At 42.0% G+C, this 22,680-nt stretch carries 14 protein-coding genes; 9 read left to right on the forward strand and 5 right to left on the reverse strand.

All coding sequences use genetic code 11. The features are described from left to right. Positions 1 to 229 precede the first annotated feature (229 nt). Positions 230 to 5,233 (reverse strand): WD40 domain-containing protein, encoded by a 5,004-nt coding sequence (locus H6G05_RS25865; protein ID WP_190579123.1) that lies wholly within the window; start codon positions 5,231 to 5,233, stop codon positions 230 to 232. A gap of 389 nt (positions 5,234 to 5,622) precedes the next feature. Here H6G05_RS25865 and H6G05_RS15560 point away from each other — a divergent pair, with 389 nt between their 5' ends. Next, positions 5,623 to 6,114, forward strand: coding sequence for a DUF4079 domain-containing protein (locus H6G05_RS15560; RefSeq protein ID WP_190579125.1), 492 nt, complete (start codon positions 5,623 to 5,625; stop codon positions 6,112 to 6,114). A gap of 203 nt (positions 6,115 to 6,317) precedes the next feature. Further along, a complete protein-coding gene (locus H6G05_RS15565) occupies positions 6,318 to 8,828 on the forward strand; it encodes a hypothetical protein (protein WP_190579127.1) in 2,511 nt (836 codons plus the stop codon). 47 nt (positions 8,829 to 8,875) lie between these two features. Here the strand turns inward: H6G05_RS15565 and psb32 are convergent, their stop codons facing one another. Next, positions 8,876 to 9,580, reverse strand: coding sequence for a photosystem II repair protein Psb32 (gene psb32, locus H6G05_RS15570; protein WP_322096376.1), 705 nt, complete (start codon positions 9,578 to 9,580; stop codon positions 8,876 to 8,878). A 1,002-nt stretch (positions 9,581 to 10,582) separates the two neighbouring features. Between psb32 and dnaN the strand changes: the two genes are divergently transcribed. Together dnaN and H6G05_RS15580 are read left to right on the forward strand one after the other, a co-directional pair. Then, the gene (gene dnaN / locus H6G05_RS15575; RefSeq protein WP_190579128.1) at positions 10,583 to 11,737 is read left to right on the forward strand and encodes a DNA polymerase III subunit beta; all 1,155 of its coding nucleotides are present in this window, start codon (positions 10,583 to 10,585) and stop codon (positions 11,735 to 11,737) included. Positions 11,738 to 11,939: 202 nt separating this feature from the next. Then, positions 11,940 to 13,967, forward strand: a complete 2,028-nt coding sequence (locus H6G05_RS15580; RefSeq protein WP_190579129.1) for a DUF3769 domain-containing protein — start codon at positions 11,940 to 11,942, stop codon at positions 13,965 to 13,967. Between the two features lie 93 nt (positions 13,968 to 14,060). On the opposite strand, the gene msrB is transcribed toward H6G05_RS15580, so the two are convergent. Beyond that, a complete protein-coding gene (gene msrB, locus H6G05_RS15585; protein ID WP_190579130.1) occupies positions 14,061 to 14,603 on the reverse strand; it encodes a peptide-methionine (R)-S-oxide reductase MsrB in 543 nt (180 codons plus the stop codon). 345 nt (positions 14,604 to 14,948) lie between these two features. On the opposite strand from msrB, the gene H6G05_RS15590 reads away from it, so the two are divergent. Continuing rightward, the gene (locus tag H6G05_RS15590; RefSeq protein ID WP_190579131.1) at positions 14,949 to 15,551 is read left to right on the forward strand and encodes a superoxide dismutase; all 603 of its coding nucleotides are present in this window, start codon (positions 14,949 to 14,951) and stop codon (positions 15,549 to 15,551) included. Positions 15,552 to 15,667: 116 nt separating this feature from the next. Here H6G05_RS15590 and H6G05_RS15595 read toward each other — a convergent pair whose 3' ends face one another. Continuing rightward, positions 15,668 to 15,886, reverse strand: coding sequence for a hypothetical protein (locus H6G05_RS15595; protein ID WP_190579132.1), 219 nt, complete (start codon positions 15,884 to 15,886; stop codon positions 15,668 to 15,670). Positions 15,887 to 16,159: 273 nt separating this feature from the next. Here H6G05_RS15595 and H6G05_RS15600 point away from each other — a divergent pair, with 273 nt between their 5' ends. The 3 genes from H6G05_RS15600 to H6G05_RS15610 all read left to right on the forward strand — a co-directional run bounded on the left by H6G05_RS15600 (position 16,160) and on the right by H6G05_RS15610 (position 19,565). Continuing rightward, positions 16,160 to 18,439: an NACHT domain-containing protein gene (locus H6G05_RS15600; protein WP_190579133.1), complete on the forward strand. Its 2,280-nt coding sequence runs from the start codon at positions 16,160 to 16,162 to the stop codon at positions 18,437 to 18,439. 367 nt (positions 18,440 to 18,806) lie between these two features. Continuing rightward, entirely contained in the window at positions 18,807 to 19,064 is a 258-nt protein-coding gene (locus H6G05_RS15605) for a hypothetical protein (protein WP_094535063.1), read from the forward strand. An 18-nt stretch (positions 19,065 to 19,082) separates the two neighbouring features. Further along, a complete protein-coding gene (locus tag H6G05_RS15610; protein WP_190579134.1) occupies positions 19,083 to 19,565 on the forward strand; it encodes a hypothetical protein in 483 nt (160 codons plus the stop codon). Here the strand turns inward: H6G05_RS15610 and H6G05_RS15615 are convergent. Continuing rightward, the gene (locus H6G05_RS15615; RefSeq protein ID WP_190579135.1) at positions 19,557 to 19,706 is read right to left on the reverse strand and encodes a hypothetical protein; all 150 of its coding nucleotides are present in this window, start codon (positions 19,704 to 19,706) and stop codon (positions 19,557 to 19,559) included. The genes H6G05_RS15610 and H6G05_RS15615 overlap by 9 nt on opposite strands. Before the next feature lie 88 nt (positions 19,707 to 19,794). On the opposite strand from H6G05_RS15615, the gene ileS reads away from it, so the two are divergent. Further along, a complete protein-coding gene (gene ileS, locus H6G05_RS15620; RefSeq protein WP_190579136.1) occupies positions 19,795 to 22,671 on the forward strand; it encodes an isoleucine--tRNA ligase in 2,877 nt (958 codons plus the stop codon). Positions 22,672 to 22,680: the final 9 nt, after the last annotated feature.

Here is a 22,680-nt window from a genome sequence, read left to right on the forward strand (position 1 = left end):
TAAAAAGTATCTATGACAATTAGATACTAGTGATCTCATCATATTAGGATGCATCTCAGTCTGACAATAAGTAAATAAGCTTAGAATGAGAAAAAAAGCCATTAAGATACTCCTTTCACACCCAAGAATTAGTGATGCAGCACTTCGTGCCGCACCACTAATTCTTGAGTTTTAATGTCTATTATTAGACTGGGAAGGGAGTAGCTAAAGTGGCTATAGCTATATCTGTCTAATCCTTAAGACACATTTGTTTTTGTTCTAGAGGCAATGAGGGTGATGATTCAAGGTAGTTCTCTAATAGGACACAGCCTCTCCGCACTAATTCGTCAAAGCTCAAAGTCTCTGCATTCCATAATTTGAGACTATTGTCGCGACTAGCGGAAACAATTTTTTTACCATCAGGACTATAGGTGAGAGCATAGGCTTCGGCGGTATGTCCAGATAGGGTTTTGAGCAGTTTACCACTAGCCCGATCCATGATTTTGACAGTTTTATCAGCATTTGCTGTAGCGATCGCCTTACCGTCTGGACTAAAAGCCATCCCAAAAATCCAAGAATCAGGAGTCACAATGATGATTTGTTCAAGCACACCAGTTTGGGCATTCCATAGTTTTAATTTGCCATCCTTACCCACCGAGCCAATCTGCTTACCATCGGGGCTATAGGCTACTGCCAGACCTCCATTCACATGGGCTTCCATAGTATGCACATTCTGACCACTGTTCACATTCCAAACTTTCACGGTTTGATCATTGCTAGTCGAAGCTATTGACTGACTATCAGGACTAAAGGCGATCGACCAGACCGTGCCTGTATGTCCCTCTAGCACATGCAATAGCTTAGGATTATCAGTATTGTTCCATTGCCATATTTTAATTTTGTTATCCCAACCAAGAGTTGCTAACAGCTTTTGATCAGGGCTAAAGGTGGCATAGATGAGCTTCGCTCCATGAATATTAAGTGAATGTAATAGTTGCCCCGTAGCACTATTCCAGATTTTTACAGTTTGGTCATCACTAGCCGTGACAAGCTTTGTGCCATCAGCACTAAAACTAACTCCATAGACAGTATCTAAATGCCCTTTGAGTTCTTGTCTAAAAGTTCCATCGGCATTCCAAAGACGAACAGTTTTATCAACACTACCTGAGGCTAACATTTTCCCGTCAGGGCTAAAATTCACTGACCAAATACTGCTCGTATGTCCATAGAGAGTATTGAGCAAGGTAGCTTTGAGATCCCAGAGCCTGACTGTGCGATCTTTGCTAGCTGATAGAAGATATTGACCATTAGGACTGAAGTTAACATCAAAAATACCATCGGTATGTCCTCCTAATTTCATTTCTATGATGCCAGCAGAATTGAGGATTTGGATTGTACTATCTTGAGAACCAAGCGCAATTCTCTCACCGTCAGCACTGAAGTTTAAGCTCAACACATCAGTTGAGGTTCCTTTGAATATCCGCATTAATTGAATTTGACGATTTTGATCGGTAATCTGCCAAAGCTTTACCATTTCATCTCGTCCCGAAGTTAACAACTGCTTCCCATTGGGATGAAACTTGACGCTATAGAGTTCTTGATCATGGGCGATCGCACTGGAGAGTAAGTTACCTTGCAAATCCCAGAGTGCGATCGTGGTGTTTTTAGCCGTCACAATCAAATTACCATCGGGGCTAAAACTTGTATCTTGGATCGCGCCAGATTCTTTATTGGGAGAGTTATTACCAACATTTTTAGGGTTTAAAGTCAGCAGTTCAACGCCGCGATAACTATCCCAAAGCTTAACACTGCCATCCTTACTACCAGTCAGTAACTTTCTCCCATCAGGATGAAAATCCACTCTTAAAATATCATCTTGGTGAGCATAAAACTTCCCAATTAATTTACCAGACTCAACATCCCAAATCCTAACACTTTTGCCTTTTCCCGTCGAAGCAATTCTTTTACCATCAGGACTAAAACTTAAACCGCGAATATCTCGCGTCTGCATACCAGTTAACTGCGCGATCAGCTTACCATTACTTTGATATAGATACACACTTCCATCAAAGCTCCCAAGGGCGAACATATTACCATCGGGACTAAATTTCGCGGCATAAAATGGAGAATCTCTTTTGGCTGAGTGAAACCGATAGCGTTCACGAATACTATAGACAATTGTTTGCAGATTTTCAAAGGATGATTGAGTAATCCTAGTTTTATCAATTCCTTCATCTGTATCATTTAATTTCTTTGCAGATTGGACAATTGTTGCCAAAGATTCCAATTGACGATTGAGCAAAAAGCTAGAGTTTGCTGAAGAAATCAATGCTTCAATTTCCCCAAATTCGGCAAGCTGGCGCTGACGATTTGCTTGAAGGGCTAAACCTGCCATCACAAACAATCCCACTACTGTTCCTACCAAAGCAAACTTAATCAGTCGATTGAGATTGGCTTGACTACGTTGAGCGGAGGATCGGACTTTGCGTAGCTCGTTCAATAGACCCGCTTCTTGGTTAGCACGTATAAATGAAACGAGATAATCATGGACTAGTTGGTAGCGGTTGCTCGGCACTTCAGGCAATTGGAAGATTAAACCCGAGCCAATTAAAATTTCTAAAACTAAGTCAAGATCTACAGTATTGCTAGAGTAAGACAGCAATCCTGTTCGCAATTCATTATAAGTAAGCATAGGACGCTTACCTTGCTCATCGGTGAGTAAAATCAATACCTGCTGAGCAATAAAGGAAGCATTACCACAGGCTTGAATTACTTCTTCAACGGATTGTTCGACAAGGCGTTGCTTACCTCCAGCCGCCAAATAAGCCGCAAGTGTGGTGATATTGCGATCTTGAATTTGGGAGCCAACTAGTTGCAGTTCGATCGGGCGAACTGATCCGCGATCGCCTGCTAGATCCTTCACCAACTCATCAACGAGGATCGGCTCAAGGGTAAAATTGGCATGTTCGGTGAGATTTTCGATTAGAGATTTCGCATCCGATGGGGAGAGATTTCCCAATACATAACGAAAATTACGGCTTAAGATATCGACTTCTGGATGAGCCGATTCTAATTCTAGGAGTAAATAGAGATAATCTTCACGGAGTGAAATTACGATTTTGAGGAGGGGGATTTTTAGACAATTTTGCCAAAAATCAATAAAAGTTTGTCTTTCCCCTGATTGGGTACAAGTAGAAAAGAATTCTTCAAACTGGTCAAGGATTAACACAATCTGAGTGCCTTGAGCCGCTAGTTGTCGAAATTTTTGTAGTAAATGTTGAGCATCACGATCGCTCGATAAAACATCTGCTCTGCGAAAGCCATTGGTATGAGGATGGAGGCCCTTATAAATAGCCGCAGAGATAACACTAATCCAATTGGTATAAACATGGATCTTGATCGGTAGTAACTCTTGTCCTGAGAGCGATCGCTGCAATAGCGCAGGAATCAAACCAGCATTTACCAATGAACTTTTACCAACTCCTGATTCGCCATGAATTACCGTGAGTTGATGCTCAATGGAGAGTATCCTTTCCACTAAGCGTTCCACATCTTGCGTGCGTCCTGATGCGGCAATTTCACCAGCATTGATGTCAAACTTACTGGCATCTAGCTCCGAAATATTGGAATTAGGAGAAGTTTGTTTCGGTTGGAGCGTACCGGCACCAATAAAGGCTCTCAGCCCATATTGCTGCTCTAGCGATCGCTGTCTTTGCCTTGTTTGAAAAGCTTGGAGATAGCGACCTTGGGCAAAGGCAATATCATGAAAAGTATCAAGAAATCGAATATAAAGTTTTGGTTCATAATTAAGATTAAAGTTAGAGAGCGTAGCTTCAATTACATTTGAGGCTAGTTCTAGTTCCTTAAGCTGAAGATAACTCTGGGTGAGTAAAAGTTGATATTGCCCTCTCTGAATATGACACATCCGCAACCAATTATGGGTGAGGCTTTCTTCATAAAAAGCAGGAACTTGCTCTAATGTAGACAGAGCTTTACAGGCATAATCCTTAACTTGCGACCATAAGCCTCTTTCTACAGCAATTTTAGCCAAGTATCCATAATCTTGAGCCAGTTCAAGGGGCATCTGTTGATGCAGTAGCAACAATGCTCTAATCCATATTTCTAGTTCTTGCCATTGCTTGAGTTGTTCGAGGACTCCACTATAGGCTCGGCTATATTTTGCAATTAAGTCCCATTGATTGGCTTCCTTCAAAGCCGCGATCGCTTCTTGAAAAAATTGTTTTGCCTTGAGCCAAGAAGCTTGAGCCTGCCGACCATTCACAAAGGAATTATGCCACCATAAATTCCCTAGATAAAATAAAACGATCCCACACTCAATTGGTCGGTCTACTCTTTGCCAATAGGCAAGACTGCATTGATAGTATATTTGCGAGACGCTATGGACTTCGCCTTGAGATTCTACATACACATCACTGGCTATTGCCTCAGCCGATCTCCACAATAGCCGCCCTAATGCAAAATCCAGTTTTGCTTCTAATTCTAAGGAAATCTCTTGATTAGTGTTGTACTGAGCAATTCTCAACTCTCGCCTTGCCAACTCTAGCTCACTGTAGGAGAAGGATTCCCGATCAGCATCGATTTTGGTATCTTGCCAAAATAGAGGGATTTCAGGATCTCTAGTGATATCCAATAATCGATCTACTTGTTGATTAACTTCTGTATTTAATTCCACAGGTGTCAATCCAAATTTGATCGGCGGTGCTGCCAAATTTGCGATCTCAGGACTGCTAATCCATAATTGTTGCAGTTCCCGATCATTCAGCCACAATACTAGTGGGCAGTTAATTTGCTGCTTTAGGCGATCGCGAAATAGACTAGCTTCTACAAATAAATCTTCTAAGTTTTCAGGACTAGTTTGCTCGAACCCCAAACACATTAAGGCGGAAATATTTTCAATCTGAGCATCACGCCAAAGTCCTTGCAATTTGCCATATAAAGTCTCTTGGGATTGCCACCAGATCTCACGATATGGCAATTTTGTTTGTGAGGCTAGAGCAGTTAGCAGCTTTTGCCTGAGACTACGGTAATTACAATTAACAATAATCAGCGAAAAAGATCCCTGAAAAAGATTGATCGCTCTAGCTAATATTTCTAGCGATCGCCCATTCTGGGAATCTATATCTTTTAAAGGCTTGATCGACGACTGTTCGACCTGAATCACCTGTTTTGTTTTACCGCGATCGCGATACCGTAATCTACACAGACATACTACTACAGCTATAGCTGTAGCCACTTAAATTAAGCCCTAACATCAGCAATTTTGGTTTTTATTGTTTCTATAGCTGTCGCCATTCTTGTTAGGACATCATGTGAGGCGGCGCTTCGCGCCGCCTCACACTATTTGGGTGTTTATGTGTCCTGATACAGGTGGCTATAGCTATAGCACCAAAGGCGCTATAAACAATAAAAACCGATTTTTGGAAAGCCTGCCAACAGCTGGCTTTCCAAAAATCGGTTTTTATAATGAGCATTACTACTCCAACAGACACCAAAAGATTAAGAGGCAAAGCTTTGCCTCTTAATCTTTTGGTGTAATTCAGCAAAAACCGCTACAATCATTAAAAATTGTAAAGATTTTTTGCAGTTTTCAAACAATTTTCTATCTTAGTTACTCCCAAATCTATGACTGCATTTGCCACTAAACTCACTGAGTCACTTCAGCCAATTTCCGATCAATTTCAATCCCTGCATATCCCTGAACCAATTACCCACTGGGGTCATCCATTTTTTATGGGGATCGTCATTGTGGCAATGGGATCATTTGTGGCGATTTCAGGATGGCGCAGTCGCACGACTACAGATACTGAAGTTGCTAACAAGAACAAAGCGGATCATCGCAAAGTTGCACCATTGATGACCGTATTTTTAGCCACGGGATATACAGGCGGCTTACTGTCATTAGTAATGCAGGGTAAACCGTTGCTAGAGAGTCCCCATTTCATTACAGGCTCAGTTGTTTTGACCTTGCTAGCCATCAATGGCACAATTTCGCTCACTGGATTTGGTGGTAATCAACCATTACTTCGCAATGCCCATGCCTATCTAGGCAGTGCGATCGTGGTGCTTTTGGTAGCCCATGCTTTGCTAGGACTTAAACTCGGTCTTTCTATCTAATTATGAAACCGATTTTAGTGTTTCCCGCGCCTGCGGCGCGGGAAACACTAAAATCGGTTTTTTGAAAGCCCGCCAACGGCGGGCTTTCAAAAAACCAATATTTGTAATGAGAATTGCTGGCATCTTTAAACACAATTGCTATACAAACCTAGATCGGTTAGTATTTGCCATAACTAAGCACACTTAACCCGCGATCGCCGAATATGGAAAACTGGGAGTTTTTGCTACAACGCAAAGGTGACAAGTCCTGGTTGCCCTTAGAATCTCCAACCGTAGAGATTTTGGAAGGGCAGTACCGACTTGCTGCACGCTCTGCTATAGCAAATGCGCTAGTTGGAATTGCGATCGCCTATCGCCCCCTTGCCGATGTGCGGCATCAGCCTTTTCAACAAAAAATTGCCAAGCGGATCAGCCATGATGGATTGCTGATCGTGATGCCCTACACTAATTTTGTGCCAGGGCTATGGCAGATCGATTGTCTAGCAACAGAATCAGACACGGAATCTGGTCAAGACTCGGCAGATACTATTGATAATACTGGTGCGAATAACAATTTAGCTCCTGCCAATTTAGCTCCCGCATGGAAAAAAACCGTCAAGTTTGATGTTATTCAAATTTCATCAGAAGCAGGTTCAGAATGGCAATATAGCGATATTGAAGAAGATTTAGATAATCCCACCGAGCTTGCCAATGAAGCCCATACCAATGCCTTGGGAATCATCCAAACAGAACCAACACCAATAATTTATAGTTCGCCAATTCTCGACATTGCCGAGCAGAGATCAACGGAACTTGTCCAATCAATGTTTGAAGAGTTTGCACTCTTTAATGACGAAGATGAAATTGATGAAGTAAGTGATAGCGACGCTCCAGAAAGAGAACTGTCCAATGAGCACCCCAATCTATTGGAACAGGGAGAAACATCTAGTGAAAACATTTTCACAGAAATAGACTCCCTACTTCAGCCTCGTATTTTATTGCGCTTAAAACAGCCACAATATATTCTCAACGAAGATAATAGCTTCAATCTTACAGGGGAGGTCTATACACAAGGAGAACTCGAAGTCAGCCTCAAAGATCCTCAAACCCTTGATGTTGTGGTCAATCAGCGCTTCGCGATCGCCAACTCTAGCGATCGCCATCCCACAACTGGCGCAATACCATTTAATTATCAAATTATTGTGCCGCCGCCTTCAGAGATTCAAGTCCTGATTGGTGATGTGCAAATCCGTCCCCGTCAAGACTTTCCGCAAGATATAGATTTATTTGTAGCACAACAGGCGATCGCTGTTTCCTATCCTGCATCAAGAGTCCTACCTGAACTCATCAAAGAAGCTCAGCAATATTCGACTCAAGAGAATACTTTCCCTAATTCTCAACCTACAGAAACATTGGTGGAGCCACCTAGTTACCCACAATTTCCACAGGGTTTTCCACAGGTGTCTTCACCAACGGAAAGTCAGCCTGAAAATCTATCACCAAAAACAAAATCAGCCAATTCGCTTAGTCTCCCACCCATACCTTCTAACAGATCTAAAGCCAGTCAGGAAAAGGGATTAGAGCAGCAAAAGCCCACCACTGCTTTATCATTACCTCCTTTACCATCCGTACAAAATAAAGCAGGAAGTCAATCTTTGAATCTGGTAAATCCAGACATAGATGTTCCTAATTCTCAAAGTTTTCCACAGGTAGAGGCAGATGACATTCAGGAAACCGAGCCAGAATTTCAACTGACAAATATTGGTGATTTAGCTGATATTGATCGCCCTAATCCATTAGCCGAAGAAGAAGAACCAGAGCTACTTTATAGTTTTGAAGAAGAACTTCCCCAAAACTACGAAGAACTCCTCGAACAACCACGTTTAGAAACTTCACAATTCACCAGTAATCCACTGCCGACTCCTAACGATCAGCGTTCCCGCAATCGTAATAATCGTTTTCTGAATAAGCTGCAAACCTTATCGGCGGAAGCGATCGCTGCCCAAAAAGCCAACCAACGAACGGAAGAACTCTTACTCGATACCTTTGCGCCTAGCGATCCATTACTAGATTCTGACGGAGCCAATGATGGAAACAATATATCCATCGATCTAGATAGCCCCGAACAAACCCCACGCACGATCGCCGAAGCAACTAGCCTTGCAGAACTCGATCTTGAACTTGATGTCGAACTTGATCGATTATTCACCTCCGAACCAGACCTCATTTTAAATGAATATGTTTGGGAAGAATCTATTGATCCTAATAGCTTTCCCATTAGCAATGTCACAGGCTCTAATTCCACCGCATCCACTTTGTCGGAAACTGCCCAGACTATCCGCAATATCCAAGAATCTACACCACAGGCTTTATCAGATCAAGAACCAATTCCCATCCCTGAGATCATTATTCCCGCAGGTGAGATGCTTTCAGGAACACCGATGCAAATAACGGTGCGCTTACCTGCGATCGCTCCTAAATTCTTCGTGAAGTTCTGGATTAAAGATTTGCAAACTCGCATGATTGTCGATGGACCGCGTTGGTTATTAGATTTTAGTAAGGTTCCTAATGCCGAGTTTATTGAAACCCGTACCAATATATCGATTCCACTCAGTAGTATTGATGTAGCCTTTGAAGCGATCGCGATCGAAGCACAAACCCAACGAGAAAGCCATAAAGTGAGAGTGACTCGCGCTGTTACGCCTCCCAATTTAGCTCAAGATTTTGATGAATAACTCCCAAAGAGAAAGGCGGTGCAAAGCACCGCCTTTCTCTTTGGGGTTTAGGGTTGACTTTGCAACCAGTAATAGGTCGCCATCGGTAAAAGTGTCGCCAAAATCAGCAAAATAATTACCACCACATTAGATGAACTAGCCTCTGTTTCTTCCTTAGTTGCATAATTACTCGTCTCCGTTTCTTCCACCGCCAACAGAGGCGCACCAGGGTCAGGATTACCCTTCAAAACTGTTTCTAAACGAGCAATTCCCTCATTAACTGCTTGGTTATAGTTTGCCTTACGCGCAGGATAGAGCATCGTCTCATCAGCAATACTATTGGCAATGCTATCGGGCAGAACTTCTTTAACCTTTGCACCAGTTTGAATCGCCGTGCGGTGGTCTTCTGTTGCCATAAATAATAATACTTGATTCGCCTTTGCTTCCTCCGTAGGGAACCACTTATCAAATAGTTCCGAGGTAAACTCCGATGCAGGTTGACCTAAATCAATGCGGCGAATAGCTACCACATGCACTTCGATTCCTGTCAATTCTGCTAGTTTTTCCGCTTTGCTAGCGATCGCCCCTTTAGTCGAAGCACTCAGTACCTCAGAGTCATCAATTACCCAAGTCTGTTCAGTCAGAGTCTTAATCTCATCTAAGTCAGGGATATCTGATACCTGCAAAGCTAGAGCCGTACCTATACATAAATTAAAGCTAAATAGTAAGGCGATCGCCCCCAAACATAGGCGACTCAACAAATTTTTAAGCACAATCTTAATCACAATTTCTAAACCTATATTTAAAATTTAATCAGGCAATTTAACTTTTCATCACTATATCAATCCCCAAGGATGCGTAAAGAAATCATAGAGAAAATTTGGCGATCGCCTTGGGGCTAAGTCCACAATCACGATCAAAATACAGTTAAAATTTTAGGTTTATTAAGACGGGATCAACAGATCAAAATTACTAATCAAGTGGCAATTCCCTAAATCAGGAAATTAGCAAAAGCAATTTTGATCTTTATAAATTCTGATTATTTAAGTATTGTTAAGTTTTCTCGGATAAATTTCAAAAGAGTTTTTTACAAACATTTTGGTTGTTGATCTGTTGATAAATCTAGTTATTTGTTTTTAGCCTGTGGAAAACCTGTGGAAAACTACTATCTTTCTGTGGAAAAGTAGTTAATATCTGGGGAAAACTTTTGAATAAATGTGGAAAACTTTTACTAGGTATTTATACTCTGTGGAAAACTAGCCACTTTATCCACAGGTTTATCCACAGGTAAAAAACGCTAAAAGTACTATCAAATAAAGTTTTCTCCGAGTTTTCCACATTTTCCACAGCCCCTACTACTACTATTTAATATTTTTATTCTTTAAAAGAGTAATTATTAGATCGAATGAAAAAACAACGAAATTTTAAATTTGATTTTGATAGTGCAAAAAATTACAACGATGGTATGATTGGCTTCCACAAATCAAAAAAATAAAAAGTAAAAAACTTTCATTGAAAAGTTTATTTAGAAATTTTCGTTTTTCTTGCAAAGTAGTTTTAAACACATTTCCCGATTTTTATAAAAATCTTTAAACCTTAAAAAATTCTCAAAACTTAAACTCAAATTTAAACTCAAAAATTAAAGCCGCCTAGACAGCAAAAGTCTAAATTTTTTACATCCTCATAAAAACTTAAAAAGTTTATTTAAAATTTAGTCTTCACGTTCAATCTCACTACTCAGTTTCACTACAGTTTAGAAATCCTCTTGCCAAACTATGCGACTAGTCTGTCCCCAAAATCAACTCGCTGCTAATCTTGCCCTTGTCGGTCGTGCAGTTGCTTCTCGTCCCACACACCCAATCTTGGCAAATATTCGTTTAGATGCGGATGGCTCCAATCAAAGCCTTGGTATGACGGCTTTTGACCTCAATCTGGGAATTCAGGTGTCCTTTCCTGCTCAAGTCGTCGAGGCGGGATCGATTACCCTACCTGCGAAGTTGCTCAACGACATTGTGTCACGGTTGCCCGACGAAGACATTACGCTTAGCGTGGACAAGGACAACACGATGGTATCGATTATCTGTGGTTCAGGGCGCTACCAAATGCATGGCTTGCCTGTAGAAGAGTTTCCTGAATTGCCTCAAATTGGCGAAGATGGCGAGACTACCTATCTGCCAGTTGAGTCGATGCTGAGTGGGCTTGCCTCAACCCTGTTTGCTACGTCGGCTGATGAAACGAAGCGAATTCTAACGGGTGTGCATCTAACGGCAAGTGCCGATCGCTTGGAGTTTGCTGCTACCGATGGGCATCGCTTGTCTGTGTTGCAGACAGGCTTTTTGGATGCGGATGAGCCGCCTGTGACAGGGGATACAGTGACGACTAATCTGGAGGTGACGATCCCTGCTAGAGCCTTACGGGAACTAGAACGAATGCTCAATCAACAGACCGAGGGTGCGATCGCGGTTAAGTTTGATCGGGCTAACATGATTTTTCAAAGTGCTAGCCAAATCTTAATTTCTCGCCTTTTAGATGGTACTTATCCTAACTACCGTCAATTGATTCCTAGTCGCTTTGATCGCCAAGTGACCTTAGAGCGCAAATTGTTCTTATCGGCGTTAGAGCGCATTGCTGTATTGGCTGACCAAAAAAACAACATTGTCAAAATTTCGATTGATTCCACAGGGCAGGAAGTTTCTCTCTCGGTCGAGGCTCCTGATGTAGCCGCAGGACGTGAGTCTTTGCCTGCTCAAGTTTCGGGTGAAGATGTGGAAATAGCCTTTAATGTTAAATATCTACTGGATGGCTTAAAGGCGTTGCCAAGCAATGAAATTCAAATTCAGATGAATAACCCCACTAGTCCCGCTGTACTTGTACCGATTGGGGCAAGCAAAATGACTTATCTTCTTATGCCTGTGCAAATTCGCAACTAGGTAACCCTTAGAATAAAAGCGGCGCATCGCGCCGCTTTTATTCTATTCAGTAGCGATCCTAATTTACAAAAGTGTCGTCACACTTTTGTAAATTGAAAACCAAACCCAGTAAAGGTTTTAAAAACACAAAACAGCCTAGCCGTTTTATGTTTTGGTATGACTGCTATATCTCAGAGAAAAATCCTGTAAACTTAGTTGAAGTATGGATTTCTTAACACCGCCTTCAACTCAACTGCCACCTAGCACCTATGCTGAGGTGAGACAGGCTAGCTCTAGTCAAACGTTGGCATCACCGCCAACGTCGCCTAGCCGTGTTGCTAAATTACCTGCTGAATTGCCGATAGAGGTCAGAGCGCAGCTACAACTCCTTTTAGAAACATTGCCTGATCCTAAGGCGATCGCTCAGCACTTCAAAGCTGAGCTGCTGGCTCAAGCTGGCCCAATCAAGCCCAACAGTCTACCTAAACCCAAACCTAACGATAAACCGCGTCCATCCTTGCCGCCGCGTGTAGGTGAAAAGTTAAATGTGGTCAGTGATCGCCAAGAATATGACATCAACACACAGGTATTTGTCGCTGAAGGCAATGTGGTCATTAATTACAAAAAATCTGAGCTTAAAGCCGATCGCGTGCAGTTAAATACCAAAACGCAAGAAGTTGTTGCGGAAGGGAATGTATTTTTTACACGCGGCGATCAGAAGATCCGTGGTTCCAAGCTTACTTATAATTACGGCAATGTTAAGGGCGAACTTCTGAATGCATCAGGTGCAGTTGATCTGGGTACTTTGAATAGTTCTGAAGTATCGCGATCGCCTTCACAAACTGACAGTAACTCAATTACCCTCTCCCCGATCGGGACTGGGAATTCTAATGATGGGCAAGTACGCCGTCTTGGGTTTATTGCCGAGCGCTTAATTCTAGATGGGGATACTTGGACTGCCGAAAATTTGCGCGTGACTAACGATCCCTTCAGTCCACCTGAACTGGAACTAACTACCAGCAAAGCGACCCTAACGCCGATTTCGCCAACCCAAAACCGTCTAGATTTAGAATCGCCCCGCATTGTCTTTGATCAAGGCTTCTCACTGCCATTGCCAGTCAATAGTATTACGCTTGATCGTTTTCAGCGCTTTGCTCCTGCGTTGGTGGGCTTTGATCGGACTGATCGCGGTGGTGTATTTTATCAACAGAGTTTTGATGTAGTTACTGAACCTAACTTGAACTTTCAGTTATCACCCCAATTGCTACTTCAACGTGCTTTTTCCAGCCAGAGTGGATTTTCAGGATTCGATATTATTGGGGTTGTGGCGACTTTAAGTGGTGCTTTTGATGATGGATCTAGTTTATCGGCAAGGGCTAGTTTCTCAGGGTTAGACTTTTCTAGAATTGATTCTCTGTTGCGAGCTAATGCCAGCTATCAGATCCCTGTGTTTGGCAACCATACTTTGCTTTCGCAGTACGCTTTTCGCGATCGGGTTTTCAATGGTTCCCTAGGATTTCAAGATGTAAATAACATTTTAGGAACAACTTTGTTATCCCCCAACTATGTTCTGGGGGATTCTCAAATTTCCTTTAGCTATCAAGCTTCTGTTCAGTTTGTGGGAGCGCAAAGATCTGATCTGCAACCAAGTACAATTGGTTCCTTAATTCGTGTCCAAGGTGCTGCGGTTTTGAGTCGAGCCTTTCCTCTATTGCGTGGTGAGCCAGCGCCAGCCGAAAAAGAAACAGGACTGCGCTTTTCTCCAAAACCAATTGTGCCGAAGTTAGATGCTTTTTTAAGCGCTCAAGGGGTGACTTCTTTCTATTCCAATGGAGCTAGTCAAGCAGTTTTATATGGAACTGTGGGACTAGCGGCGGAAGTCGGTCATTTTGCTAAAGACTTCCTTGATTATACGGCGTTAAGTATGAGCTATACCCAAGCATTTTCTAGTGGAAAGTCGCCATTCTTCTTTGATCAAGTTTCCGATGTGAAAGTGCTTACAGCCGCGATAATTCAGCAAATTTATGGTCCATTTCGACTTGGCATTCAGCAAAGTTGGAATCTGGATAGTGGTTCTGTCTTTGACTCTGTATATTCCTTGGAATATGCAAGGCGTACTTATTCTGTATTGGTTCGTTATAACCCTAATCAAGGCTTAGGGGAGTTTCTGATTCGGATTAGTGATTTTAACTGGACGCGCCCACCTTCCAATGTGACAAATGTTCAAAATGGCATAGAACAGCGTAACTAAACGAGGCGGCGCGAAGCGCCGCCTCGTTTGGTAATTTGATGGTGCGGCTTTGCCGCACCATCAAACATCGGTTCCTTATTTTAGGGCAAAGCCCTAAGCGGGAATGAATTTAAGAGAAACTCCATTCATGCAGTAACGTTGTCCTGTGGGTTTTGGTCCATCATCAAAGACATGACCTAAATGTCCACCGCATCGGCTGCAATGAACTTCAATACGCTTCATAAATAGAGAGGTATCAGTTGTAGTGGCGATCGCACCTTCAATGGGTTGAAAAAAGCTCGGCCAACCCGTGCGGCTATTGAACTTAGTGTCAGATGTGAATAATGGCTGATCGCAGCCAGCACAGTTATAAGTACCCTTGCTATATTCCTTATCGAGAGGACTGCTAAATGAGCGCTCAGTACCATGTTTGCGTAAAACACGAAACTGCTCTGGGGTAAGAATTTGTTTCCATTCATCTTCAGTTTTCATAATTTGATACTTCTTAGTTGCTTTAGTTAAGTCTACGGCGATCGCAGAGTCTGTGGGTGTGGAATCTGTGGATGTGGAATCTGTGGATCGCGATCGCCAAAGTTGAAATAGCCATGAACTGCCGATGACGGCTGCTCCAGTGAGTAATAGATCTCTTTTGGTCATTGTTGATATTCCAACTGGGTATTAGTAGGTATTACTCATAACTTTGTGCTTTTTACAGCAATTACTGAGTAAAGGAACCACTAGATATTTTTAGAAAGTGTTGCAAAGCAATACTTTCCAAAAATATCTGGGTTTGGGCTTGAGCGTAAATCGTAGTGATAGCTGTAATTCAATCTACGAAGATCGATAGCTGTATGGATGTGAAATCGGTGAATGGCGATCGCTATGAAAATATGCTTAAAAAAGTTAAAGCTGTAGCAGTTACTACGATTTACAATCTAGATTATAATTGTAACAATACTTAAAGCTGAGAAATCACTTCAAACTTTAAAAGGTTAAACAACAATGGCATTTGAACTCCCATCTTTACCCTATGCCCAAGATGCTCTTGCAGCTTCGGGTATGTCTGCTGAGACACTATCATTTCACTATGGTAAGCACCATAAGGCTTATGTTGATAACCTCAACAACCTGATTAAAGATACTGATCTTGCTGACAAATCCTTAGAAGAAATCATCAAGATTAGCTACAAAGAAGGCAAAGCGGGAATCTTTAATAACGCTGCTCAAGTTTGGAATCATACTTTCTACTGGAATGGCATTAAGCCTGCTGGTGGTGGTGCTCCTACTGGTGCTTTGTTAGAAGCAATCAATGCTAGTTTTGGTAGCTTGGATAACTTTAAGACCGAATTTAAAAATGCTGGTGCAACTCAATTTGGTAGCGGCTGGGCATGGCTCGTTGCTGAAGGCGGTAAGTTGAAAATCACTAAAACCCCTAATGCTGAAAATCCCCTAGTTCATGAAGGTCAAGTACCTTTGTTGACAATGGATGTTTGGGAACATGCTTATTACCTCGACTTCCAAAATAGCCGTCCTAACTTCATGGCTAACTTTGTCGAAAAACTCATCAACTGGGATTTTGTTGCTGCTAACTTCGCGGCTGTCTAGTTGTAAACAGCGCATAGCGCTATTTTTAAAAAAGAGAAGCATTGCTTAGCAATGCTTCTCTTTTTGTTTGGAGATCTCTAGTCTGGAGTTTCGTAATTTAGGCGATATCAGCGTTTTTACTTTTTGTCTGACGAAGGGCGATCGAGGATGACTCGAATCAGGACGGCAAGAGCAAGAATTGCGCCGACAGTTGGGCTATTGATTAGGGTAGGAATTGTATTGGATGCGTCAACGGATGTTGTTGAAGGTATGGATTCGATCGCAGTTTGTTTGTTAGCAGGTGAGCTATTAGTTTGGGCGATCGCTTGAGTTGTGACTGGCTTTTGAACTGACATAATTTTTTGTTCCGAATTAAACTATGCCAACACTATGAAATATGGCTGCTTGACTGACTTTGCATGATTTGCGTGACTTGCGTGCTTTTACGGTTAGAGATTAAGATCTCCGACTTTTTTTGTGCTACCAAAGGGAATCTGCAAGTTCATAGAAAAAGTCGGAGATCTGCGCTGTTAGAGGTTGCCTGTGCTTGAGTAATCTTTATTTTCATCGTCAAATTTTTGCGTGACTTAAAAAATGTCAAAATGGATTGAGTTGCTTGAGTTTTAGAAATGGCACGATCACTACGGGCTTCTCAGAAAGATATAAGTAATATCAAAAAGGCGATGAGGCGCGAGAAGTATACGCAACAGCTTCTTGCTGAACAACTAAAAATTTCGCGATCTACTATTACAGCCTTATTTGCTGGGAAACCGATTGACAAAAACAATTTCAACGAAATATGTGAATATCTTGGACTCAGAGAGATACGAGGGGAAGAAGCCGTAAGTGATGACCTCGATCTCCTAGTCAAAGAGGTGAAGCAAAAAATCGCGGCGGATGTGACCGATCGCTGTGGGACGATGCGGGTATTGGATATGACGCAACCTGTCGATCTGGATCGCATTTATACCGATGTGAATATCATTAAGGATGTAATCGGGCGGCGGCGGATTGGCTATGACGAGGTGATGGAGGTATGTACCCGTGAGCATTTTGATCGCTTTTTGGTAGGAACGATTAAAGAACGGGTGGCGGGATTTGAGGCGGTTGAAGAATTTCAAAAACTAGTGGTATTGGGTAAACCGGGGGCAGGAAAAACCACATTTATGAAATATTTGGCTATGTCTTGTCTCAGTGGTAGGTTCCATGGGGAACTTGTGCCGATCTTTGTGACGCTGAAGGCTTATGCGGAGGAGAGGGGACAGCCAACGCTAGAGAATTACATTTTAAACGAGTTCCAACAGCTTAAAGTATCGCAAGATGTGGTGCAATGCTTACTAGAAAATGGTAAAGCGTTAATCTTATTGGATGGATTAGATGAAATTAAAGATGAGCACGATTATCAAGTGAAGCAAGATATTAAAAAATTCTCAACACGTTGGCTTAAAAATAGGTTTGTAATTACTAGTCGAATTCCTGCAAGAGCTAATGAATTTGAGACCTTTACAGATGTAGAAGTTAGTGATTTTGATAATGAGCAAATTGAAACATTCATTAATCAATGGTTTTTGAAGAAAAATAAAACAGAAGCAAAAATTTTAATAGAGCAATTGAAATATAATCAACCTGTAAAAGAATTAGCCAAAACTCCATTACTACTAACTCTAATATGTTATTTGTATGGGCAACGTCAAAACTTACCTGTGAAGCTATCAGAACTTTACAAGGAAGGAGTAGAAGTATTAATGAAAACATGGGGGAGTGAACGTAAGGTTAAAGGCGAGGAAATTTATAAAAACTTTTCCCTCCAAAACAAACAGAGTATGTTAGGAAAAATTGCTTTTAGCGCGTTTGAGAATAGTGAATATTTCTTGCATAAGGATACTTTACAAAAACAAATTGAAGATATGTTTAATCTATCTAACTCAGATTATAGTGAAGTGATTTTAGAGGCAATTGAGTATCATCACGGTTTATTAGTTACTCGAGCAAAAAATATTTATTCTTTTTCTCATCTTACTTTCCAAGAATATTTCACAGCACGCGAAATTGAACAGAAACAAAAATTTGAAATGCTAGTGCAACATATCACTGACCCTAGATGGAGACATGTTATTTTACTAACTGTGGAATTAAGACAATCGGATGATATTTTACGATTGATGAAAAAGCAAATAGATGAAATGCTAGCAGTGAACGAGAAGTTTCAATGCTTTTTACTTTGGTTACAGCAAAAAACGAATTCTGTACACACTAGGTATAAACACGTTGCTGTTAGAGCTTATTATGCTGATGCTGTAGTTTGTGCGTATGAACTCCCTTATGCACTTGACTATGGACTTGAAATTGATTTCACTTATGATCTCAATCTTGATATTGATATTGATATTGACCTCAAACTTATTCTTGATATCCATCTCATTCACACGCTGGAAATCCTTTTCAATATAGACTCTAATCTTAAATCAGTCCTTGAAATCGCCTTTAAACTCTCTCTCAATTTAAACAACAATATTTTTTCGGAAATCTTTTTTGAGATTGAATTCTATCTAAAACTAGCTCATGAAATTGCCCTTGAGCTATCTTGTAAAGCCAATATAGCTGATACTGAGTTACAGCAATTAGTACAAACAGTTAAAGATGAATTGCCATCACCAATTAATGATCTCAAAATATACTTGCAATGGTGGCAAACTAATGGAAGAGAGTGGGTTCAAAAATTCCGTCATGTATGTATTAAGCACCGCAATATTGGTCACGATTGGCAGTTTACTAAAGAACAAGTGGAACTTCTCAAAAAATATTACGCAGCCAATCTCCTCCTTGTCGAGTGCATGAACCGCAGCTACGTCAGCAAACAAGTCCGCGAAGAAATTGAATCAACGATGCTTTTGCCAAGTAAAAAGTAGAAAGGCAAAAGGAAAAAGGAAAAGTAAAGACCCAGATCTCCGACTTTTTTTGTGGATTCATAGATCCTTTTTGATAGCGCCCAAAAAGTCGGAGATCTTTAGACACTACATTAACCGATATAACCAATATCTCGTAGGGGTTAAGCATTTGCGTCACAAATTTTAAACCCATCACAGAGACATCATTCCGCAAATGCTTAACCCTCTTCGCTTTCACAAATAAATTGTCCCTGCGTTACGAGGTTTAGGGCAAAGCATTCCCAAATGAAGGGAATCTGTAAAATCATAAATCTCTGCGGGAATGCTTTGCCCCTACGAGATCTACATTTATGTCACAATTTGCAAGCTCATAATTTAAAATTAACCATTGTTTGACCAACCTTTACCCCGCGATCCCAGAACAGGGCTACCAATTCCCGACTCTCCCTATCCTCATACTCAAATTGGTTCACGAACCAGTCGGCGCACAGGAGACACATATCGCCAAGCCAGAGAATTTGGCTATGATGGCGAAATTATTAGAGACATTGATTTTACCAATCATCGCCGTGCTGACCATACTAACCCACATCAACATCGCTATAATCAACTTACAGGAAAGCGACAGTCCGCCGAACCACTATAGCTTTTCAGGAAAATAAAAATGTCTAATGTAATTGAAATCAAATATCAGAATAGCCAAAATACATCGACAGTCGAACTAATTGACCTGTTAAACCTGATCGAAAGTAACAAACAGCAACAACTTATCTGGTCAATTTTAGATCTCGAAGCGATCGGCGATATCAGCATGATTTGGGAAAGAGGCATCCTCGATTTAGAAGCAAATATCAAATATTTACCCCAAGGATTAATCCTGAGTTGGAAAATGCTAGTTCAATTAGCCCAAAAATTTGATCAAGTAATTAATACCGTCATCGTTGGTTGTCAAAAAGTATCTAACATTCCATCTTTAGAACCAAACATAGATCTAGATGAACCTTGCGAAATCGTTTTAGAACTAATCGATAGCTCAGTTTGGCGCATCTACACTAAAGACAAACTTCTATCTGCTAAACTCGCACTGTTCACTCCAGAACCAAGTAATGTTAGGCAATTAGAAGCGATCGCTAAAGCTTTACATTAATCGCTTCGTACCTAAAATTGTTTTCAAAGTTGCCATATAGTTAGTGGACAAATTGCGATCGCCTTCACCACAACTGATAAAAATACTTTGCTCTAAAGCGATCGCACTGTAGATATGCTGATAGGCGATCGCAGTCCACAAATACGATCATCATAAAATATAGCTGTTTGCTTAATATTGCGTCATAATGGGGAGTAAACCTTAGCAAAACTTGACCCAGTTTAGAACAATGACATCCGCTCCTAAAGCCAAATCTGAGAATCCAGCCAGTAATCCCGAATACAAAGACACCGTTAACTTGCCGCAAACTGACTTTTCGATGCGGGCAAATGCAATTATTCGTGAACCTGAGATTCAAAAATTTTGGCAAGAGCAAGGTGTTTTTGAAGCCCTTTCCCACAATAACAAAGGCGATGTGTTTACCCTCCATGATGGCCCCCCCTACGCCAACGGCACATTACACATGGGTCATGCATTAAACAAAGTTTTAAAAGATATCATTAATCGCTATAAGTTATTGCGCGGCTACAAAGTACGCTACGTGCTGGGTTGGGACTGTCATGGGTTGCCAATCGAGCTTAAAGTTTTACAGAATATGAAGGCAGAGGAACGCGCTAATTTAACGCCTTTACAATTGCGGAAAAAAGCAAAGGAATTTGCACTGCAAACGATTAATGAGCAAGCAACGGGATTCAAACGTTGGGGTGTTTGGGGTGACTATGAGAATTCCTATTACACATTGAAGCCTGAATACGAAGCCGAACAAATCAATGTATTCGGACGCATGGCTCTCAAAGGCTATATCTATCGTGGTCTCAAGCCCGTATATTGGTCGCCCAGTTCCCATACAGCGCTTGCAGAAGCCGAATTGGAATACCCCGAAAATCATGTTTCGCGCAGTATCTATGTTGCTTTCCCAGTCACTCAGCCTAGCGATAAGTTGAAGGCGATCTCTGATCTAACCAATCTCCATGCCGTAATCTGGACAACTACACCTTGGACAATTCCCGCCAACTTGGGCATTAGCGCTAATCCCCATCTCAGCTATAGCATCGTCGCGGCTGGTGACAAGAACTATATCGTGGCAACGGAACTGGTTGAGAAGTTAGCCGCTACCTTTGAGCAAGCTTTGGAAGTAAAATATACCTTCAAGGGTGATGTTCTCGAAGGCGCGATCGCTAAGCATCCCATTTGCGATCGCCCTAGTCCCATCGTGCTAGGCGATCACGTCACTGCGGAATCAGGTACGGGCTTAGTGCATACTGCGCCTAATCATGGTCAAGATGACTTTATCGTGGGCAGAAAATATCATTTGGGCATGATTTCCCTTGTGGACGATCGCGGTATTTTCAATGAAGATGCTGGCGAAGAATTAGCAGGTTTGAGCGTGCTGAAGGAAGGTAATGCTAAGGTTGTGGAAATCTTGACCGCCAATGGAACCCTGATTAAAGAAGAAGCCTATAACCATAAATATCCCTACGATTGGCGTACTAAGAAGCCTGTGATTGTTCGAGCTACGGAGCAATGGTTTGCCTCCGTTGACGGTTTCCGCGAAGAAGCTTTAAAATCGATCAAAGAAGTTAACTGGATTCCTGCGATCGGTGAGAATCGGATTACTTCAATGGTGCAAGAGCGATCGGACTGGTGTATTTCCCGTCAGCGCACTTGGGGCGTACCGATTCCTGTATTCTATGACGAAGAAACCAATGAGCCTTTGCTCACCGAAGAAACCATTACTCACATTCAAGAACTCATTCGTGAACATGGTTCCGATGTGTGGTGGGAAAGAGAAGTGGAAGAATTACTTCCTGAAGCCTATCAAAATAATGGTCGCAAGTATCGTAAAGGCACAGACACAATGGATGTTTGGTTTGACTCTGGCTCCTCTTGGGCTGGGGTACTTGGTGGCGAAAGTCATAATTCGCGCACCGTTCCCTATGCGATGAACTACCCTGCGGATATGTATCTGGAAGGTTCTGATCAACATCGCGGTTGGTTCCAATCTTCGCTTTTAACTAGTGTGGCAACCAATGGCTATGCACCTTACAAGACTGTGTTAACCCATGGCTTTGTCCTCGATGAAAAGGGACAGAAGATGAGTAAATCCCTCGGTAACATCGTCGATCCGATGGTGGTAATCAATGGTGGTAAAGATCAGAAGAAAGAGCCGCCATACGGTGCAGATGTGATCCGTCTCTGGGCGGCGAGTGTCGATTACAACGGTGATGTTCCCATCGGCAAAACCATCTTGGCGCAAATGTCCGATGTATCACGCAAGATTCGCAATACCGCTAGATTTTTGCTCAGCAACCTCTTTGACTTTCAACCTGCGGAACATCTAGTTCCCTATGCCGATCTTACCGAAAGCGATCGCTATATCCTGCATCGCCTTTACGAAGTCACCAAAGACATCACCGAAGCATACGAGAAATTCCAGTTCTCGCGATTCTTCCAAACCATCCAAAACTTCTGCACCGTCGATTTATCTAACTTCTATTTAGACATCGCCAAGGATCGTCTCTACATCAGTGCGCCTAACGCTCCCCGTCGCCGCAGTTGCCAAACAGTGTTGATGTATTGCTTAGAAGCAATTGCCAAGGCGATCGCTCCTGTACTTGCCCACACTGCCGAAGATATCTGGCAATACTTGCCCTACCCTGCACCTACTAAGTCTGTCTTCCAATCTGGCTGGTTTATTGTGCATCCTGAATGGCATAAACCTGAATTGGCAGACAAATGGGAATACTTGCGCGATGTCCGTTCTGAAGTAAACAAAGTTTTGGAATCCGCCAGAACTGGCAAACTCATCGGCGCACCCTTAGAAGCGAAAGTTTTACTAGTAGCCACCGATGCAACTCAGAAAGCTTATCTAGAATCATTAGGAGAAGATTTGCGCTATCTCTTTATCGTGTCACAGGTGGAGCTTGTCGATAGCTTACCTGATGCTGACTTCAAGGGAGAGGCTACCAATTTACAAATTGCGATCGCTAAAGCCGATGGCGAAAAATGTCCTCGTTGTTGGAACTACTCCACCCATATCGGTGAGTCGGCTGAGCATCCCCATATCTGCGATCGCTGCGTCGGTGCATTGGCTGGTATTTTTTAGTATTGCCCT

Origin of the sequence: Phormidium tenue FACHB-1050, from assembly GCF_014696925.1 — a bacterium.
Taxonomy (GTDB): Bacteria; Cyanobacteriota; Cyanobacteriia; order Pseudanabaenales; family Pseudanabaenaceae; genus Pseudanabaena.

What these genes read in the sequence shown, in the direction of transcription:
- H6G05_RS15560 (WP_190579125.1), top strand. Translation starts at nt 5,623, where the DNA reads ATGACTGCATTTGCCACTAAACTCACTGAGTCACTTCAGCCAATTTCC.
- H6G05_RS15565 (WP_190579127.1), top strand. Translation starts at nt 6,318, where the DNA reads ATGGAAAACTGGGAGTTTTTGCTACAACGCAAAGGTGACAAGTCCTGG.
- dnaN (WP_190579128.1), top strand. Translation starts at nt 10,583, where the DNA reads ATGCGACTAGTCTGTCCCCAAAATCAACTCGCTGCTAATCTTGCCCTT.
- H6G05_RS15580 (WP_190579129.1), top strand. Translation starts at nt 11,940, where the DNA reads ATGGATTTCTTAACACCGCCTTCAACTCAACTGCCACCTAGCACCTAT.
- msrB (WP_190579130.1), bottom strand. Translation starts at nt 14,603, where the DNA reads ATGACCAAAAGAGATCTATTACTCACTGGAGCAGCCGTCATCGGCAGT.
- H6G05_RS15590 (WP_190579131.1), top strand. Translation starts at nt 14,949, where the DNA reads ATGGCATTTGAACTCCCATCTTTACCCTATGCCCAAGATGCTCTTGCA.
- H6G05_RS15595 (WP_190579132.1), bottom strand. Translation starts at nt 15,886, where the DNA reads ATGTCAGTTCAAAAGCCAGTCACAACTCAAGCGATCGCCCAAACTAAT.
- H6G05_RS15600 (WP_190579133.1), top strand. Translation starts at nt 16,160, where the DNA reads ATGGCACGATCACTACGGGCTTCTCAGAAAGATATAAGTAATATCAAA.
- H6G05_RS15610 (WP_190579134.1), top strand. Translation starts at nt 19,083, where the DNA reads ATGTCTAATGTAATTGAAATCAAATATCAGAATAGCCAAAATACATCG.
- ileS (WP_190579136.1), top strand. Translation starts at nt 19,795, where the DNA reads ATGACATCCGCTCCTAAAGCCAAATCTGAGAATCCAGCCAGTAATCCC.